This window comes from Proteiniclasticum ruminis DSM 24773 (assembly GCF_000701905.1).
Lineage (GTDB): Bacteria > Bacillota > Clostridia > Clostridiales > Clostridiaceae > Proteiniclasticum > Proteiniclasticum ruminis.
In genome coordinates, this window is sequence record NZ_JNKC01000001.1 from 54,113 (window position 1) to 72,543 (window position 18,431).

Below are 18,431 nucleotides of genomic sequence, written 5' to 3' on the forward strand. Positions count from 1 at the left end.
TTTTGTATAATGTAAGAGAAATTTCCCCAAATATCTATTGGGTTGGTGGAAATGACAGAAGACTGGAGCAGTTTGAAAACCTATTTCCCTTAACCAACGGTGTATCTTATAACTCTTATCTCATCCTGGATGAAAAGACAGCACTCATCGACACTGTAGATGATGCAATAACTGATCAGTATTTGGAGAACATCACTCATTTAATGAATGGACGCGAACTGGATTACCTGATCATCAACCATATGGAACCAGATCACTGTGGTAATATCGAGAATATTGTAAAAATGTACCCAAATGTGAAAGTTGTTGGAAATACTAAGTCTTTTACTCTATTCCATCAATTCTACAATATGGATATCACCGCTAATCAGATGATTGTAAAAGAAGGTGATGAACTGAGCCTAGGCTCACATAACCTGAAATTTGTTTTTGCACCAATGGTCCATTGGCCAGAGGTCATGATGAACTTGGAAACCACAAAAGGCATCTTGTTTGCTGCTGACGCATTCGGTACTTTTGGTGCATTGGCCGGTAATCTCTTCGACGATGAGATCGACTATGCGAATCTCTACATTGATGAAGCCAGAAGATACTACGCTAATATTGTAGGAAAGTTTGGCGCACAAGTTCAGTCTGTATTCAAGAAGATCGCAGGACAGGAGATCAATATGATCTGTTCTCTCCATGGTCCCATCTTCAGAACGGATATCAGCCTGATTCTTGACCTTTATGATAAGTGGTCGAAGTATGAAGCCGAAAAAGATGGTGTTGTCATTTTCTACGGTTCCATGTACGGAAATACAGCAAACACCGCAGATGCACTTGCGAATAAACTGGCTCAAAGAGGTGTCACCGATATTCGTGTTTATGATGTTTCAAAAACGCATCCATCCTATATCATCAGTGATATTTTCAAATACAGTCATTTAGTGGCTGCAGCGCCCACCTATAATATGGGACTTTATTACCCCATGGATAACCTTCTGCATGAAATGGCCGCACTGGGTGTTAAAAACAGAAAAGTGGCTCTCATCGGAAACCACAGCTGGGCTAGTGCCGCACTGAAAATCATGACCGAACGTTTCGCTTCCATGAAAAACATGGAAATCATCGGAGATTCTCTGGATATCAAATCCAGACTGAAGGATGGCGAAGAACAGAAGTTGGATGTACTTGCAGATGCAATTGCAAGTTCCGTTCTAAATAAATAAAGCTAAAAAACAAGGATGAATGCTATGATTCATCCTTGTTTTTATGTTTAAATCGTTTCATTCCCTGCTTCTCACCAAGCAGAAGCAAATTATCAATCTGATGGAACCGTCCTTCACGAATGGTGTTCTCCATAGACGTGCTGTTGATGAAAAGCTCGTAGTCAAGTTCGGTCTGACTATCTGAATAAATGAGTTTCTGGGACAAGATAAAGTTCAAATTCTGAGATAACTGAAATCGGACAAACTCTTTTTCCTGTTCCTGAAACATTGACAGCATCCTTGTTAAAGTTCTTGCAGCCCCCATGGAATGGATACTGCCTATGATGCCATGCCCAGCTTCCGCTGCTGAAATCGCCGCTTTCAATGCCCCCAGCGTTCTAATCTCTCCAATCATAAGAAAGTCCGGGCTTTGCCTTAGCGCATCATGTATTCCTCTTTCGAAACCAGCAAAATCTGTACCCAATTCCCGCTGAGTCAATTCTCCTTTAAGTCCATAATATGAAAACTCCACTGGATCTTCCAGTGTAATCAAATGAACTTTTTCTTTCATGAGAATATCTTTCGCAATGGATGCTAGAGAAGTAGATTTTCCAGATCCAGTTTTTCCAACAATTAATGAGAGCCCTTTTCTATTCAACACTCTTTCCGAGAGCTTCTCGGGTAATCCAAGTTCTTTGAGGGAAGGAATCTCATTTTTTATGACTCTGATTACAGCACATTTTTTCCCCATGGAAGAGAAGAAATTCGCTCGATATCTTCCATTTTCTTCAAAGCCAACATCCATGCCAGAAGTTCCTCCACCGATATACTCCTGCACATACCCCGCTGGCTGCATCAGTGTGAAGAATTTTGACATTTGTGCTTTTGTAACACTCACTTCTGATTCCATAAGCTTTCCTTTGATACGGTAGACCGCTCTCTGTTCTTCTTTTAGAACGATATCCGAAGCACCAAGACCTCTGGCCTCATTTAAAATATATTGAATGCATCGATCCATAATTCCTGACTCTTTCTGGCCTGATTGTATAGCATACTCTCGCCATTCACCACCTGAAGTCCAACACTGCTGCCAAAACGTAGAAAGGAGGAATGTAAAGGCTCATAGTTCAGATCGTACAGGATATTATCTTTACTGTACTCCTTGATTTCTATGGGCATTTCATCCTGCTGGATGTTCCCCAGCTTTGTTGCATTGATGACCAATGCGAATGGTCTGATGTCAGTCACGGTATCCAGCGGCCTGATAGACAATGCTTTGGGAAATTCCTTTCGTCTGGTCTCTGATCTGAAAGCCATATGGATCCTTGCATCCATTTTAACCAACGCCGTATATACAGCCTTCGCCGCTCCACCACTTCCGAGGATCAGCACGTCTTTGCCTTCTACACTGATTCTATTGTCCTCAAGTGACTGCATGAATCCAAACACATCTGTATTATACCCAATTCTCCAACCGTTCTTAATGACTACAGTATTCACAGCCCCACATTCTAGAGCTGTGCTGTCCAACTCATGCAGATACCCGATGATTTCCTCTTTGTATGGGATTGTTACATTAAATCCGATGATCTCATTTTGGGTCAGATTATCGATGAACTTCTGAATGTTTTCCCGTGGAAGATCAAAAAGTTCATAGGAAATCATCAGGCGCTTTTTTTCAAATAACCTCGTATGGATCTCAGGAGATTTCGAATAGGATATTCTTCTTCCAAGTAAGCCTGTTTTTCTCAAATAAATGCTCCTTTCTTTTGTTCTTAACTCTATTATATTGGCTATAGCTGAAAATAAACAAAGGGAGCAGCGCTCCCTTGTTAATTTTCTATGAATCAGATTTTAGTATTTCCTGAACATTGCTGAATGAGGATTCATCTTGAGGCAGTTCGGTCAGGTGCTGCTTTATGGTCGACACCAGAATATCAATAGCTACTCTGTTCTTACCACCTTCCGGCACAATGAGATCTGCGTATCTTTTGGTTGGTTCGATGAACTGCAGGTGCATCGGACGTACAACGCTGAGATACTGCTCAATGACAGATTCCAGTGTTCTACCTCTATCCCTGATGTCTCTTGTAAGTCTTCTTAAGATTCGGATATCCGCATCTGTATCCACGTAGATCTTAATATCAAACAAATCCCGTAATTTTTCATCTTCCAGAATAAGAATTCCTTCCACGATGATAATATCCTTGGGCTCTTCCTTGATTGTCTCTTTTTTTCTGTTATGCACAGTAAAGTCATAGATTGGCATTTCAATGGCTTCCCCTCTCAGGAGGGTTTCTAAATGCTCAATCAGAAGCGGCGTATCAAAAGCGTGAGGATGATCATAATTTGTTTTTGTTCTCTCATCGAACGTCAAATGACTCTGGTCTTTGTAATAGGAGTCTTGCATGATGATTGCAATACTCTCTTTTTTGAAGTTCCTATAAATGGATTTTGCTACTGTGCTTTTACCAGACCCGGTTCCTCCGGTAATACCAATAAGTATCGGTTTTCTCATTCTACATCATCCTTCTCTATTATCAGTATATCATTTGGCTGAAGCTTCACTTCTGAGTAAGCGCTGAAATCCATTGCTGCTTTATTGGCCACATCTATTATATTGCCATCCTCATCCATGAACTCTGTGATTACAGTTTCTATTATATCATCAGATGGTCTCATTATCTTGATTTTATCACCTGGAAACAATCTGTTTTTCTGACCAATGAGATACCTACCTTGTCCTAGATCCTCTTTGACAATACCCACAAGTTCATGAGTTCTCACATAAGAACTGGATCCATAGACCTGAGAATTCCCTCTGCCAAAATAGAAACCTGTATAGTACTCCCGATGGCTGACCATACTGAGAATATCCATCCATTTCTGATCATACTGGTATGCTTCCGGATTTTCCATATAGGCATCAATGGCCGCACGGTACGCCTTCACAATGGCCGCCACATAGAATTCTGACTTCATACGTCCTTCAATCTTAAGAGACTGTAGGCCAGACTGGATCAGTTCCGGAATGTGCTCTATCATACACATGTCCTTAGAGTTCATAATGTATGTGCCTTTTTCGTCTTCTGTAATCTCCATCAGTTCACCTGGACGCTTTTCTTCCATCAGATAATATTTGTATCTGCAAGGCTGAGCACATGCTCCCCTATTCGCATCACGGCCAGTCATGTAGTTGGAGAGAAGACAACGTCCTGAATAGGCCATACACATGGAACCATGGACGAAGGCCTCAAGCTCCAGCTCTTCCGGAATATTCTCCCGTATTGCATGAATTTCTTTCATCGTCAGCTCTCTAGCAAGAATAACACGCTGAACGCCCATCTTATGCCAGAAAATAGCCGACCTGGAGTTCACATTGTTCGCCTGTGTGGACAGATGAAGTTCCATATTTGGAACTACTTCTCTTGCAGTCATTATAATCCCAGGATCCGATACAATGATGGCATCTACGCCCATGTCTTCCAGGCTGATCAGATACTCTTCAAGACCTTTCATATCACTTTCATGGGGAAACACATTGATGGTCACATAGACCTTCTTGCCACGGTCATGGGCATACTTCAATCCTTCTGCCATTTCTTCATTGGTGAAGTTGTCCGAAAATGCACGAAGATTTAATCTTGCTCCTCCCATGAATACCGCATCAGCACCATAGTCGATTGCAGTTTTCAACTTACTGAGATTACCCGCAGGGGCTAATAGTTCCGGTTTAAACATTTTTATTTTTCCTCCTGATTAACAACATTCCATCGCTGATACTGAGCAGCGAGACAACAAGGTCTTCTCTTTCGTGGACATATCGGATAAAATCCTTAAGATTTACGATATTTGTCCTATGTTTTCTAGCCACTTCTTCTTCTGCCACCAATCCCTTGTATAGGACATTGTCACAGAGAATCATGCCTTCCTGGGAGAGTCTTGGCAGTGATAAGTCCAGATATTCCCGGTAATGAGACTTTCCCGCATCCATGAAGATGAAATCATAGACCTGGTCGCTCTTTTTTAAAAAAGCTGCACAATCATCCAGAACAACATGGATTCTATTCTCATATCCCTTCTTTTTTATATTGTCCAGTGCGATATTTTGCATGGCTTCATCTCTTTCCACAGAAGTAATCTGCCCATCTCCATGCATCGCCATCACAAGAGCCGAATAACCAATGGCTGTTCCAAGCTCAAGAATGGCCTGGGGCTTATTTGCAGCAATCATGAACCCTAAGAATCTTGCGGCATCTTTCATCACAATGGGCACATAATTTTCTTTCGCATAAAGTTCTAAATCCTGCAGTTCCTGAATACCTCCAAAATCCTCTATGTACTCAGTAACTTTCTTATGGACGATTCCACTCATTTCTCCACCTACACCTGATACTTCATTCATTAAAATTTCCTATACTATTATATAAGATTTGACAATACTTATCAAACCTCTGGGAATACACATTTCACTCCTATGAAACTAGAAGTGCTCTACCACAGATTGCTGTATCCTTTTTCTGTAAGTATGCCATGAACTTTCTCATCAAAAACATCATGAGGAAGCACATCCTCTTCCATTTCAGAAAATGCTACAAGGATCCTTTTAAACCTTCCTCTAGGGAGAAATCTATCATAGAAACCGCCGCCATATCCCAATCGGAAGCCATCTTTTGTGAATGCGACACATGGAACAAAGGCAATGTCTATTTTCCCTGGTTCCATCTGATAGGCCAGATCTTTCGGTTCTAGAATCCCATGGATTCCTGGAGAAAGATCTTCCATAGAGTCAATCTCACAGGCTTCCATATGACCTAAGGATACAGTCTTCGGCACCAGAACTCTCTTGCCTTTTGCCAGCGCATCCTGAATGATCAGCGTAGTATTCACTTCTGTTTCCTGTCCCACATATATGAATATTGTCCCTGCAAGCAAATAGTCTTTCTGTTTTTTCAGTACTTCCAGAATTTCTTTGGATGCCGATTCACGGTACTGGGCATCCAGATTGCGCTGTTTCTCAATCAATTTGCCTCTAAGCTCTTTTTTCTGCAGTTTTACTTCTTCATTCATCATCATTTGCTTCCACTTCCTTCCTTCTCATTTCGAAAAAGAAACCCCCAATCCTAAGGATTAGAGGCTTCATCTTTGTGTAAAGAACTAGTTCCCCTGAAACTCTCTTTTCTTCTGGAGGAACTCATTGTAATCGCTGGTGAAATAATGCTGCCTGATGCTTGGATCCAACACATAATAAAGATACTCTGTGATTTCAGGATTGATCGCAGCTTTTATCGCTGCCGCACCAGGGCTTGCGATGGGACCGATGGGGAGAGCCCGAACATAATATGTATTATAAGGAGACTCCACTTTCAGGTCCTCTAATGTCACCTTGTCTTTCGCATTCAGACCTAGAGCATATACAACGGTAGCATCCAGCTGAAGTTTGTCTCCACGGGATAATCTGTTGTAGATTACTGAAGCGACTCGAGGCATCTCTTCGACACTGGCTGCTTCTCTCTCAATCATAGAAGCGATGGTAATCAGTTCATTCCACTCGGACGTGGGAAGTTCCTCTCCAGTTTCTTTCAGCACTGCATACATTCTGTTGACAAATGCTTTATACATCGTATCCACCACAAAGCTTGGTGTCTGACCTTTTCTGAACTTATAGGTTGCTGGTGCAAGATATCCTTCCAGCACATAATGTCTTTCATCCGTATTTTCCAGCCAGCTTGGCACGATATAATTCTTTACCGCCTGGATAAACGCTTCTTTGGAAAACAGTCCTTTTTCTTCAAAAGCTTCTCCCATTCTTTCAATGGTGAATCCTTCTGGAATGGTTACTGTAACCTCATAAATATCCTCTCCTTCATTCAGCTGCTGAATGATTTCATGGAGAGAACCCTGAGCATTAATTTTGAACGTTCCTGGCTTCAGCGCTGTCTCAACCGGATTGAATCTGAAATAGACTCTGGTCAAAAGAAGATTCCTAAGAAGTCCCTCTTTATCGAGACGAGTCAGAACTCTGCTGAAGTTGTCATTGGGTTCCACATTGATTTCAATGATCTCTTCATCCGTATTCAGTGGTTTTTCTCCCACACTGTTGTAATAAGCATATCCCACAAGGCCTGTCCCTGCAAGGATCAGTGCAAATAAAAGCAAAATGAATAAAAACTTTTTCAAGATAGTCCCCCCTGCTCTAGATTGTTCAAATTATTTATTACGCGCTGCACGCTTTCTCTGTGTATGGTCGAGATACTTCTTACGAAGTCTGATGTTCAGCGGTGTCACTTCAACAATTTCGTCTTCAGCCGCAAACTCCAGATAGTTTTCCAGTGTCATTTTTTTCACTGGTACAAGCTTAAGCGCATCATCTGCTCCTGAGCTTCTTGTATTGGTCAACTGCTTTTTCTTGCAGACATTCACGTCGATATCTTCTGCTCTGGAACACTCGCCGCAAACCATACCTGCGTAGACAGGAGTACCAGCTTCAATAAAGAGGGTTCCTCTTTCTTGAGCATTGTACAGTCCATAGGTGATTGCGTCGCCTGTTTCAAATACTACCAGAGAACCACGGCTTCTGCCAGGCATTTCACCCTTAACTTTGTCGTATCCCTGGAACACATGGTTCATGATTCCATTTCCTCTTGTATCTGTCATGAATTCGTTTCTAAAACCAATCAGGCCTCTAGCAGGAATCACAAACTCCAGTCTGGTATATCCATTGACTGCAGATGTCATATTGACCATTTCCGCTTTTCTTGGTCCGAGTTTCTCCATGACTGTACCCATGAACTCTTCTGGTACATCGATGGTTAAAAACTCCATAGGCTCCATGAGAACCCCATCAATTTCTTTGTTGATTACTCTTGGCTTGGAAACCTGAACTTCATATCCTTCTCTTCTCATGGTTTCGATTAGAATGGATAGATGAAGTTCTCCTCTTCCTGATACTTCAAAGGTATCTGGTGTAAGTTCTGTAACTCGAAGAGAAACATTGGTTTCAAGTTCTTTCATCAGTCTGTCTCTAAGATGTCTTGATGTAATGAATTTTCCGTCTTGTCCAGCGAAGGGTGAATCATTGACCATAAAATTCATCGAAAGAGTAGGTTCATCTATGTGAACGAAAGGCAATGCTTCAGGTGCGTTCGCATCTGTAACGGTATCTCCGATATGAACATCACCAATACCTGAAATCGCTACGATATCTCCAATAGCTGCTTCATCTGTATCAACTCTTTTCAGTCCATCATAAAGATAAAGATTGGAAATGGTTGTTTTTTTGATATTTCCCTCAATATCTATAACCGCAATGGCCTGATTTCTCTTGGCAATTCCTCTGGTAATCTTACCAATGGCAATCTTGCCGACAAAATTATTGTGGTCCAGTGTTGTAATCAGCATCTGTAATGGTCCAGCGATATCGCCCTCTGGTGGCTTCACATACTCGATGATTTTTTCAAGAAGCGGAATCATATCTACCATATCGTCGCTTGGATCATCTCCGGCGTAACCATCTCTGGCGGATGCATAGATGATTGGGAAGTCACACTGCTCATCGGTGGCTCCGAGCTCCACAAACAGGTCAAAGATCTCATCGATGACTTCTTCAGGTCTGGCATCCTTCTTGTCAATCTTGTTGACAACAACCATAGGGCTCAATCCAGCTTCTAAGGCTTTCTTCAGCACAAACTTTGTCTGTGGCATGGCTCCTTCATTGGAATCCACCACCAGCAGCACGGAATCCACCATCATTAGGACTCGTTCCACTTCACCACCAAAATCAGCATGGCCTGGGGTGTCAACAATGTTTATTCTATACCCTTTGTAATGAATTGAAGTGTTCTTGGATAATATGGTGATTCCTCGTTCTTTTTCCAGATCATTGGAATCCATAACTCTTTCTTCCACTTTCTCATTGGCTCTAAATGTATTGGATTGTCTTAGCATCGCATCCACCAGGGTCGTCTTACCATGGTCAACGTGAGCTATGATGGCGATATTTCGCACATTTTCTCTTTTATATGACATCTTATTCCTCCAGTTTCTATATCTAACAAGTTATTATAGCACAAAATCCTTGAGTATGTAGGGTTTCTTCCAGAGAGTTCCAGATGTAACCGATTAAACTTCTGATTTTTTTCTGAAAAAAGCAGCGAGCTTTTACCCTCACTGCTTCTCAACGCTTATTCTACTTGCCAGCACCAATGACATCCACGCCTACGGCATCATTGATGATTTTCATCATATCCTCAAAAAGTATGGAAAATCTCACTTCCGCCTGCAGATATTCATTGATATCTGGATTGGTCTGGATGACCGATGCAAAATTCTGCATCTTTTCCGTGGTTTCATCAGTGACTTTTCCAGTTTCCATGGATTCTGTATAGGCTGCAATTTGGATTTTTCTGAAATCCTCCAGCATTTTAGACTTAGTCTCATCCGCTTGAATTTTTAACGCAGCCTCCCGAAAAGCCACCACATCTGGATGAATTTTTAGTTCTGCTGCCAGTTCATTGAACTTGTCATAAATATTCAACGTCTGTTCCTCCTTTATACTTCCATGATGATTGGCAGAATCATCGGTCTTCTCATGGTCTTTTCATACAGATGATTCTTCAGTGTGTCTTTGATAATATTCTTTAATACATTCCAGTCCGTTATCTGCTTGTCTTCACACTCATACAGTGCTTGCGCCACAACTTTTCTGGAACTTTCCATTAGCGCTTCTGCTTCTTTCACATAGACAAATCCTCTTGTAATGATATCTGGACCTGCTACAACGGAAGCGCTCTCTTTATCCATGGTCACCACCACAGTGATGATTCCGTCTTCAGATAAATGCTTTCTGTCTCGAAGCACAATCCGCCCAACATCTCCTACACCTAATCCATCGATCAGCACATGTCCGGAGTTCACTGTTCCAGTCTTTTTAATGCCTCTTCGATGCACTTCAATGACATCTCCATTTTCTGGGAGAACAATATTAGACGGATTCATCCCCATTTTAATGGCAAGATCCCTGTGCTCTTTCAGCATTCTGAATTCTCCATGGAGCGGTACTAAGTGTCTTGGTTTGGTCAGTGTGTGAATCAGCTTGATTTCTTCTTTGCATGCATGTCCTGAAACATGAATGGATTCAAGCTTTCCATATACTACTTCTGCACCGAGTCTGGACAGTCTGTCTATGGTTCTGAAGATCGGTTTCTCATTTCCCGGAATCGGTGAAGATGAGAATACGATCGTATCACCAGGTTTCACCTGGATTTTTCTATGCATGTTGTTTGCCATTCTGGAAAGAGCAGCCATGGGCTCTCCCTGGCTTCCCGTAGTGATGATCAGCACTTGGTTATCAGGATACTTTTTAATATCATCAATTGGAATAAGATGCTTCTCGTCTACACTAAGATATCCAAGATCCAATGCGATAGGAATGATATTTTCCATGGAACGTCCGGAAACAGCAATTTTTCTTCCCTGAGCCACCCCAGCTTCAATAATCTGCTGGATTCTATGTACATTGGATGCAAAGGTTGAAATGATAATTCTGCCTCGTACACCATGGAATATCCTCTTGAAACTCTCCCCTACGGTAGACTCAGAAATGGTATATCCTTCTCTTTCCACATTTGTTGAATCACAAAGTAGTGCAAGCACTCCACGTTTTCCAAGCTCTGCGAATCTTTGCAGGTCAATAACTTCTCCATCCACAGGGGTGAAATCCACTTTAAAGTCTCCTGTATGGATAACTGCTCCCAGGGGAGTATGGATGGCCAGCGCGCAGGAATCTGCGATGGAGTGATTTACTTTAATAAACTCCACTGACATCTTTTCCAGTTTGATTGTATCCTTAGCCTTCACAATATTCACGGTGACCACATCTTGAATTCTGTGTTCGGTAAGTTTTAGATTGATCAGTGCTGCTGTAAGCTTTGTTGCATATACAGGAACATTCACCTGTTTCAGCACATAAGGGAGTGCACCTATATGGTCCTCATGACCATGGGTGATAAAAATCCCCTTGATTCTATCCTTATTTTTCACCAGATAGCTTACATCTGGGATTACTACGTCAATACCAAGCATGTCATCATCCGGGAATTTCAGACCACTGTCCACCACGATGATTTCATCCTTGTACTCTACTACTGTCATATTTTTGCCGATTTCATTGGTTCCGCCAAGAGGTATAATTTTCACATTATCCTTCTCTTTTGTCATATTCAGTTTCCTCCTTAAATGTTTCCTCTTTAGCGCACTCATTACAAATACCGTAAAATTTTAAGCTATGATCGAGAACTTTGAAATTGTACTTCTTGCCAATTTCTTCCTCGATGGGATCCAGGAGGTCGTCCATAAACTCCAGAACTTGACTGCACTTGATGCATACCAGATGATGATGCGTATGATGCTCATCCTCTCTGGTCAGCTCGTATCTCGCAGTTCCATCTTTTAAGTCCAATCTTGTGATAAGATTTTCCTCGTGCATGAGCACTACAGTTCTGTAGACAGTTGCTAGTCCAATTTCCGGCCTTTTCTTTTTTACGATGTCAAAGATCTCTTCTACTGTTAAATGCTTTCCCACACTGTCAAGAATTGTATCCACAATTGCCTGTCTTTGGGGAGTCAGCTTATAACCGCTCTTTTTGAGCTTGTTTATAATTCTTTGAATATCCTCACTGGTACATGTTGGAGTCATATCAGTTCAGCCCGTCTTCGTCGAAAATAACGCTGTACGCTTCTTCAATCATTGCGATTTCCACGTCATCATCAACTGTCTCAAAGAATTCATTGCCTTCTTCGTCGTATACAACTTTCAGAGCAGTGAATACAGGCTCCTCCTCATCACTTTCTACTGGAGATACAATGAAATACTCCACATCTTCAATTTCAAGTCTTGTTACTACCTCAACCTCGACTTCATTTCCTTCATCATCAGTCAGTACAATTAAGTCTGTCATATCTTCCATAATTTTCACCTCTTTGTTTATTTTGTGCTGCTTAATTTATCTAAATAACCTTGAAGTATATAAGTGGCTGCGATTTTATCGACCAACCCTTTTCTCTTCTTTCTGGACATATCCGCTTCGAGCATGGCTCTTGTTGCAGCCATGGTGGTCAACCGCTCGTCCCAGAATACCACTGTAAGGCCAAATTCTTTTTCCAGAACAGCACCGAACTCCATGGCTTTTTCAGCCTGCGGTCCGATGGTTCCATTCATATTCTTTGGTAACCCTACAATAATTTCCTGAATTTCATAAGAATCAAAGATCTCATGGAGATTTTCCAAATCCTTCTCCAGAGACTTTCTTCTTACCGTAGTTATGCCCTGAGCTGTATAGTTGAGTGGATCGCTCACTGCGACTCCAATGGTCCTATCGCCCACATCCAGTCCTATATACCTCATCAATTCATTTAAATCCTTTCATTTGTGACACAATACTATTGTATCAAACTTTCTTTAAAAAACCTTTAGGTTTTATCGTACCATTCTTACACAACTTGCGCATAAAAGCAATAGGGATACCATTCTCAGGTATCCCCCCCACTATTTAATGTTCAAATAGGACTTTAGAACCTCTTCGAGGATTTCATCCCGCTCGAGCTTTCTGACAAGAGCTCTCGCACCATTATAGTTGGTGATATAGGTTGGATCACCCGAGATGATGTATCCTACCAGCTGATTCACTGGATTGTATCCCTTTTCGTTCAGCGCATTGTACACTTCTTCAAGAATCGCTTTGGTAAGATCTTTCTTGTCTTTCTCAAAGTCAAATTGCATGGTGTGATCTTTATTGTTCATAATATTGCTGCAAATGCAGCTTCACCCCCTTAAAAATAGTACGTCACTATCTACATTATAAGGGATTCTTTTGAAATTGTATAGACAACTTAGAAATTAAACCATGGATTGAAGCAGTTCAGAAACTTTATCCAAAGCCTCTTGCAGCTTTTCTGGGTTTTTCCCGCCTGCTTGTGCCATATCGGGTCTTCCACCTCCGCCACCGCCAGCAATGGCTGCAACGTCTTTAATGAGTTTCCCCGCATGAAGGCCTTTCTTGACCAAGTCCTTAGAAATCATCACAGAGAAGCTTACTTTTCCCTCTCCTTTGGTTCCAAGCACAACAACTCCAGACTGCAGTTTGTCAAGGACCTTCTCGGTCAGTTCACGAAGTTCTGAAGCTTCCACCTGGAATACTTCACCACGGACAAGATTCATCCCTTCAAGCACCTCTTTCTGAGCCAGAAGATCGTCTACAAAAGATAGGGACTGCGCTTTACGCATTTCATCCAGCTCCTTCTGAAGAGTTTTCTCTTCCTGAAGATGCTGCGACACTTTCTGTACAATATCATTCTTTGTTGCTTTCACCAGTTCCTGAACTTCATCGAGCATTCTTTCTCTCTCGTTCATCAGCCTGATGGCATTGAATCCTGTAACCGCTTCTATTCTTCTTACGCCAGATGCAATTCCAGCTTCAGAGGTGATTCTGAAGAGGCCAATTTCTCCCGAGTTCTTCACATGGGTGCCACCACAAAGTTCCTTTGAAAATTCACCCACAGAAAGCACTCGAACCTCTTCACCATACTTTTCATCAAAAAGAGCCATGGCTCCTGATGACTTTGCTTCGCTCATGGACATAACTTCAGTGATCACCGGAGTTGCCATAAGCACTTCACTGTTCACAATATCTTCCACTTTTTTCAGCTCATCTTTCGTCATGGGCTGGAAATGATTGAAGTCAAATCTAAGCTTGTCTGGAAGCACAATGGAACCAGCCTGATTCACATGATTTCCCAGCACCATCTTCAGGGCTTTATGCAGCAGATGTGTTGCAGTATGGTTTCTTTCTGTACTCTTTCTAACATTTGCTTCTACCGTAAAAAGGGCTGTCCCAGGTGAAAGTGTTCCTTTTTTCACCAGTACTTTATGCACAGTATTCCCATTTTTGCTCTTTCTGGTATCCAGCACCACAGCTTCAAACACATCAGAAGAGATCATGCCTACATCGCCAACCTGTCCACCCATTTCAGCATAAAATGGCGTTCTGTCAGATACTACATATCCTTCCTGACCTTCTTCAAGAGTTTCTCTTAAAGCCTCATCATCATACACGCGTAGAATCTCTGCCTCTTCAGTTAGGCTGCCATATCCAGTGAAAACTGTCACTATTTCTTCCTGCAGCACATCCACTCCTGTATTTTCAGACCCCATGTAAGAGCTTTCTCCACGCGCTGCTCTCGCACGCTGTCTCTGGCTTTCCATTTCCTTTTTGAACGCTTCTTTATCAAGTTTGATTCCTTTCTCATCCAGAATTTCTTCTGTGAGTTCCAATGGGAATCCATAGGTATCATATAGCTTGAATGCATGCTCTCCACTAAACACATCGCCTTCCATTTCCTTCAAGAAAGAGATCAGAAGCTCCATTCCAGCATCAAGTGTCTCATGGAACTTCTTTTCTTCCAGATCCACTATTTTTTCAATGTACTCGCGTCTCTCCAGTAAATCAGGATAAGCTTCTCCATAACTTGCCATCACAGCATCCACAATTCTATTCAGGAACTGCTTCTCGTGACCTAGAACCCTTCCGTGACGAGCGGCTCTTCGAAGCAGCCTTCTTAGCACATATCCTCTTCCTTCATTAGAAGGAAGCACACCATCCCCAATAAGAAATGCAATGCTCTTGCTATGATCTGCGATGATTCTCATGGAAACATCCGCTTCCTTGCTCTCCCCATAGGCTCTGCCCGTGACTTCTGATACTCTTCCAAGGATATTCTTCAGAATGTCAATTTCAAAAATAGAGTCTACTCCTTGCATGATGGTCGCCATTCTTTCAAGTCCCATACCTGTATCAATATTGGGATTTGCCAGAGGATGATATACACCATTCTCATCTTTATCAAATTGTGTGAAAACAAGGTTCCAGAACTCTGTCATCTCGTCCCGGTCGGAAGCTGCAACAAATTCCTCGCTGGTGGTAATCTTGTCAGTTCCTTTATAATAGTGGATTTCCGAACAGGGTCCACAGGGTCCAACACCGATTTCCCAGAAATTATCTTCTTTTCCTAATCTGAAGATATGAGTTGGATCAATGTCTGTCTTTTCTTTCCAAAGATCAAAGGCCTCATCGTCTTCTAGGTATACAGTGGCATAAAGCTTGGATTTATCGATTTTGAGCTCTTCTGTCACAAACTCCCATGCCCATGGAATAATCTCATTCTTGAAATAATCTCCAAATGAAAAGTTTCCGAGCATTTCAAAAAATGTGGCATGACGCTTTGTTCTGCCCACGTTGTCAATATCTCCGGTTCTGATACATTTCTGGCATGTCGCCACTCTTTTGGATGGGGGAACTTTAACCCCTGTAAAGTAAGGTTTCAACGGAGCCATTCCCGCATTGATCAGCAGCAATGATTTGTCGTCTTTTGGGACCAGCGGGAAGCTGTCCATAACAAGATGCGCCTTCTCATTGAAGAATGTTAGATATTTTTTTCTAATTTCATTGGTCGTCATTTTTTCCATAATAACCCTCCCTATTTTTTGCAATAAAAAAAGCCCTCATCCCTCCAAGGGACGAAAGCTGCACTTCCGCGGTACCACCCTAGTTATGAATGCATGCATTCATCACTTTCACACTATAGCTCCAAGGCAGCTTCATCCGAATATCCCAAAGACTTTCACCAGCCGTCTTCTCTCTACAGGTTCTATTCCGGAGTACTCCTCCCCTTCTACGCCATCTATTTTGTTTTCATCTTCAAATTATACGGAGGAAACAAATCCTTGTCAAGGCACTCTTGATCTCCTTCAAAATAAAATCACCAATCTGCCAAACCTTTCCAGCTGCAACAGATAGATCTCTTTTCAGTAAAGAGCGTTGCAAATGTCCTATACCTTCGTACTTTTTTTATCAACACGGCTGTTACACTCTATTCTCACCTTTCATAAAGTGCAGACTAGTCTAGCCATTCTATGAACCTCTTCAGAGTTTATTATAGGAACGTTTCAAGGGCATTCAAAAAGTCGACATGGTTTGTTCGTAGACGCGAACTATACTAGACTCATACCTAAAACAAATCAAACTATCAGGAGGTAACACATGAAAAAACTCATAGGAATATTCAAATCAGAAGAGCTTGCTCTTAATACCATCGAAAGTCTGAAAAATGCAGGATATGCACCAGAAGAAATTTCGGTGATCACAAAAGATGAAATAAAGTATGATGCTCTGAAAAACCGTGTTGACGATGCGGTCATAGAAAACCCAGATGACAGCGGTCTTGCAGCAGGTGCTGCAACAGGTGGAGCAATCGGTGGATTCGGAGGACTTCTATTAGGCCTTGGCGCTCTAGCCATCCCTGGCGCTGGACCAATCATTGCTGCTGGGCCAATTGTAGGAGCCATCACGGGTGCTCTTGCTGGTGGCGCTGTTGGAGGCGTTGCAGGTGCTCTCATGGATGCCGGTGTCTCTGAAGTTGAAGCAAAGGAATATGAGGACCATCTGAATGCTGGCGATATTCTTATTCTAGTAGACGAGGACGACAACAGGCGAGAAGCAGTATATGACAGCTACTATAGAAACGAAAGCCTGAACCGTGATAAATTCCAACGTGAAGTAACTGGATCTGAGAATCCACAGGTGAAGGATCCTCTTTATCCGGAAAACAAAGATCACATAGTTCATGAACACGCACTAGATGTAGAGGAAAATAATCCCTATGAAGCCGAAAAACCCTATGAACTGGACAGAAACCTTCGTGATACCGACCAGTTCTAAGTTTATATAAAGTAAAAAGCTCAGGCACCCTGAGCTTTTTCTTATTTTTTTTTGCGTTTTCTTTTCGGCTTCCAACCGCCAGAGAGCTGGAGCCACAGAACCATAATCAGCATGATAGCAAATATCAGGAACGTATCATTTGTAAAAACATAATAATAGAAAAGAACAACGGCAAGGAACAACAGTATTATCCCTAAAGTTCTCTGTTTCATTTTATACTCCATCCTTTCCTATTCTCCTTTTTCCAAGGTTTTCAGATCCTCCTGAAACGCTTCGAAGTATGAGGCGCTGTATTCAACACTCCAAAAATCCATTGGCGTCCTCATAAATATTAGATGTTCCTCAAAAGCATAAAAGGAATAAACCAGCTCATGTGTCTTCAAAAATAGTACCCTCATCCCATCTATATCTTCTGAGGATAAAGAACCCTTCTCAGTTTTTTGGATACCCTCAACCAGCTCTCTCTGAAAACTTTCTCGTATATCTTCTGTTACTCCACGATAATACTCCACTGAGAATTCGTTATATCTATAATACTCATAAGACAAATAGGATGAATACAACTGTTTATTCAAAAGCAAACTGCTTCTTGTCCAGACATAAGGACTTCTTCCATCATTTTCCTCAGAATGCTGCGCATGATAATAATCCTCTGTGAGCTGCAGCACCTGCATTGGATAACCCTGCTGCTGCTCAACTGTATATGCACCATCCTTGCTCAAATCTCCCCAAAGTGCCTCATAAGCAAAAATAAGCAGAAAGAGCATGATCAGAGCATCCCCAGCATACCCAAGGATTTTTATCACAGAAGAAGTCTCTCCATTCTCCTTCCTTTCTTCAGAAGGCTTTACGAACTCTTTCAGTTTTAGATATGCTAGAATTTTAAATGAATTAGATAGTATAAATATCAACAGAATCACTATATGAAACCATGTGAAGTTTATATAAAACCATAATAGAGGTTCCTCAGATCTGAAGGCATTGATCATATCGCTTAAAACGATTAGAAGCGATAACGGTATTTGAAGAAGAAGTGATTTCTTATCGCTTCTCAGCTTCTCTTTGAGTTTGTGGGCGATATCCTCAGGCTGATGATTAAACTCACTTGTTGACTTATCCGCATAATAGACATGAAAAAAATCCGGTAGTGTCCCTGCATACTGCCACCCCCGCTGTTTTCGTGTCTCTATAATTTCTTCAGGAGGTTTGCTGCGATCCTTTACCGTCGGCTCCAGATGATACTTGATAGACGATCCCCGTTCCACTTCCAGAAACACCGGGAAATTTGATTTCATCTTTTTTAGGATATATCCATCTTCCGCTTTCTCCTCCAGCCAGTTTTTAATATTTACCATATCATAGGATGCATAGGGCAGCCAGAATCTTTTTGTAATACTCATGTCCCATCTCCTCTATATATCTTATTTTTCTTCATATACTTCTATATTTCTATCATAATTCAAAATCA

18 protein-coding genes and 1 other annotated feature are annotated in these 18,431 nt (G+C 41.7%); of the genes, 2 read left to right on the forward strand and 16 right to left on the reverse strand.

Translation table 11 applies throughout. From position 1 onward, the window contains the following. The first annotated feature begins 2 nt into the window (after positions 1 to 2). On the forward strand, positions 3 to 1,211 hold the full coding sequence (locus tag T487_RS0100260; RefSeq protein ID WP_031572572.1) for an FprA family A-type flavoprotein: 1,209 nt from the start codon (positions 3 to 5) through the stop codon (positions 1,209 to 1,211). Between the two features lie 22 nt (positions 1,212 to 1,233). Here the strand turns inward: T487_RS0100260 and T487_RS0100265 are convergent, their stop codons facing one another. The 15 genes from T487_RS0100265 to alaS form a co-directional block, all read right to left on the reverse strand. Continuing rightward, a complete protein-coding gene (locus tag T487_RS0100265) occupies positions 1,234 to 2,208 on the reverse strand; it encodes a type IV pilus twitching motility protein PilT (RefSeq protein WP_051651400.1) in 975 nt (324 codons plus the stop codon). After that, the gene (locus T487_RS0100270; protein WP_031572578.1) at positions 2,181 to 2,942 is read right to left on the reverse strand and encodes a shikimate dehydrogenase family protein; all 762 of its coding nucleotides are present in this window, start codon (positions 2,940 to 2,942) and stop codon (positions 2,181 to 2,183) included. The genes T487_RS0100265 and T487_RS0100270 overlap by 28 nt, the downstream gene beginning before the upstream one ends. Positions 2,943 to 3,030: 88 nt before the next feature. Continuing rightward, the gene (gene udk, locus T487_RS0100275; RefSeq protein ID WP_051651401.1) at positions 3,031 to 3,708 is read right to left on the reverse strand and encodes a uridine kinase; all 678 of its coding nucleotides are present in this window, start codon (positions 3,706 to 3,708) and stop codon (positions 3,031 to 3,033) included. Beyond that, positions 3,705 to 4,931 carry a peptidase U32 family protein gene (locus tag T487_RS0100280; RefSeq protein WP_031572584.1) on the reverse strand — a complete coding sequence of 409 codons (1,227 nt, stop codon included), beginning with the start codon at positions 4,929 to 4,931 and terminating at the stop codon, positions 3,705 to 3,707. Before T487_RS0100280 ends, udk begins: the two co-directional genes overlap by 4 nt. Beyond that, positions 4,924 to 5,595 carry an O-methyltransferase gene (locus T487_RS0100285; protein ID WP_081827491.1) on the reverse strand — a complete coding sequence of 224 codons (672 nt, stop codon included), beginning with the start codon at positions 5,593 to 5,595 and terminating at the stop codon, positions 4,924 to 4,926. Before T487_RS0100285 ends, T487_RS0100280 begins: the two co-directional genes overlap by 8 nt. A gap of 89 nt (positions 5,596 to 5,684) precedes the next feature. Further along, positions 5,685 to 6,266, reverse strand: a complete 582-nt coding sequence (locus T487_RS0100290; protein ID WP_051651402.1) for a 5-formyltetrahydrofolate cyclo-ligase — start codon at positions 6,264 to 6,266, stop codon at positions 5,685 to 5,687. A gap of 81 nt (positions 6,267 to 6,347) precedes the next feature. After that, the gene (gene mltG, locus T487_RS0100295; protein WP_051651403.1) at positions 6,348 to 7,370 is read right to left on the reverse strand and encodes an endolytic transglycosylase MltG; all 1,023 of its coding nucleotides are present in this window, start codon (positions 7,368 to 7,370) and stop codon (positions 6,348 to 6,350) included. Positions 7,371 to 7,400: 30 nt separating this feature from the next. Continuing rightward, on the reverse strand, positions 7,401 to 9,218 hold the full coding sequence (gene typA / locus T487_RS0100300) for a translational GTPase TypA (RefSeq protein ID WP_031572595.1): 1,818 nt from the start codon (positions 9,216 to 9,218) through the stop codon (positions 7,401 to 7,403). A 160-nt stretch (positions 9,219 to 9,378) separates the two neighbouring features. Further along, positions 9,379 to 9,726, reverse strand: a complete 348-nt coding sequence (locus T487_RS0100305) for a YlbF family regulator (RefSeq protein ID WP_031572598.1) — start codon at positions 9,724 to 9,726, stop codon at positions 9,379 to 9,381. 14 nt (positions 9,727 to 9,740) lie between these two features. Continuing rightward, positions 9,741 to 11,408 carry a ribonuclease J gene (locus T487_RS0100310; protein ID WP_031572601.1) on the reverse strand — a complete coding sequence of 556 codons (1,668 nt, stop codon included), beginning with the start codon at positions 11,406 to 11,408 and terminating at the stop codon, positions 9,741 to 9,743. Beyond that, complete coding sequence (locus T487_RS0100315) at positions 11,389 to 11,886, reverse strand: Fur family transcriptional regulator (RefSeq protein ID WP_051651404.1); 498 nt, start codon at positions 11,884 to 11,886, stop codon at positions 11,389 to 11,391. Before T487_RS0100315 ends, T487_RS0100310 begins: the two co-directional genes overlap by 20 nt. Before the next feature lies 1 nt (position 11,887). Further along, positions 11,888 to 12,157 carry a DUF1292 domain-containing protein gene (locus T487_RS0100320; RefSeq protein ID WP_031572607.1) on the reverse strand — a complete coding sequence of 90 codons (270 nt, stop codon included), beginning with the start codon at positions 12,155 to 12,157 and terminating at the stop codon, positions 11,888 to 11,890. Positions 12,158 to 12,174: 17 nt separating this feature from the next. Next, positions 12,175 to 12,594, reverse strand: a complete 420-nt coding sequence (gene ruvX, locus T487_RS0100325; protein WP_031572610.1) for a Holliday junction resolvase RuvX — start codon at positions 12,592 to 12,594, stop codon at positions 12,175 to 12,177. A 141-nt stretch (positions 12,595 to 12,735) separates the two neighbouring features. Further along, entirely contained in the window at positions 12,736 to 12,993 is a 258-nt protein-coding gene (locus T487_RS0100330) for an IreB family regulatory phosphoprotein (protein WP_031572612.1), read from the reverse strand. 93 nt (positions 12,994 to 13,086) lie between these two features. Continuing rightward, positions 13,087 to 15,711 (reverse strand): alanine--tRNA ligase, encoded by a 2,625-nt coding sequence (gene alaS / locus T487_RS0100335; protein ID WP_031572615.1) that lies wholly within the window; start codon positions 15,709 to 15,711, stop codon positions 13,087 to 13,089. 44 nt (positions 15,712 to 15,755) lie between these two features. Beyond that, positions 15,756 to 15,929: a binding site (T-box leader), on the reverse strand. Between the two features lie 356 nt (positions 15,930 to 16,285). Here alaS and T487_RS0100340 point away from each other — a divergent pair. Continuing rightward, positions 16,286 to 16,963 carry a general stress protein gene (locus T487_RS0100340; RefSeq protein ID WP_051651405.1) on the forward strand — a complete coding sequence of 226 codons (678 nt, stop codon included), beginning with the start codon at positions 16,286 to 16,288 and terminating at the stop codon, positions 16,961 to 16,963. Positions 16,964 to 17,193: 230 nt separating this feature from the next. Here the strand turns inward: T487_RS0100340 and T487_RS0100350 are convergent, their stop codons facing one another. Next, entirely contained in the window at positions 17,194 to 18,363 is a 1,170-nt protein-coding gene (locus T487_RS0100350) for a DUF2812 domain-containing protein (protein ID WP_031572626.1), read from the reverse strand. Positions 18,364 to 18,431: the final 68 nt, after the last annotated feature.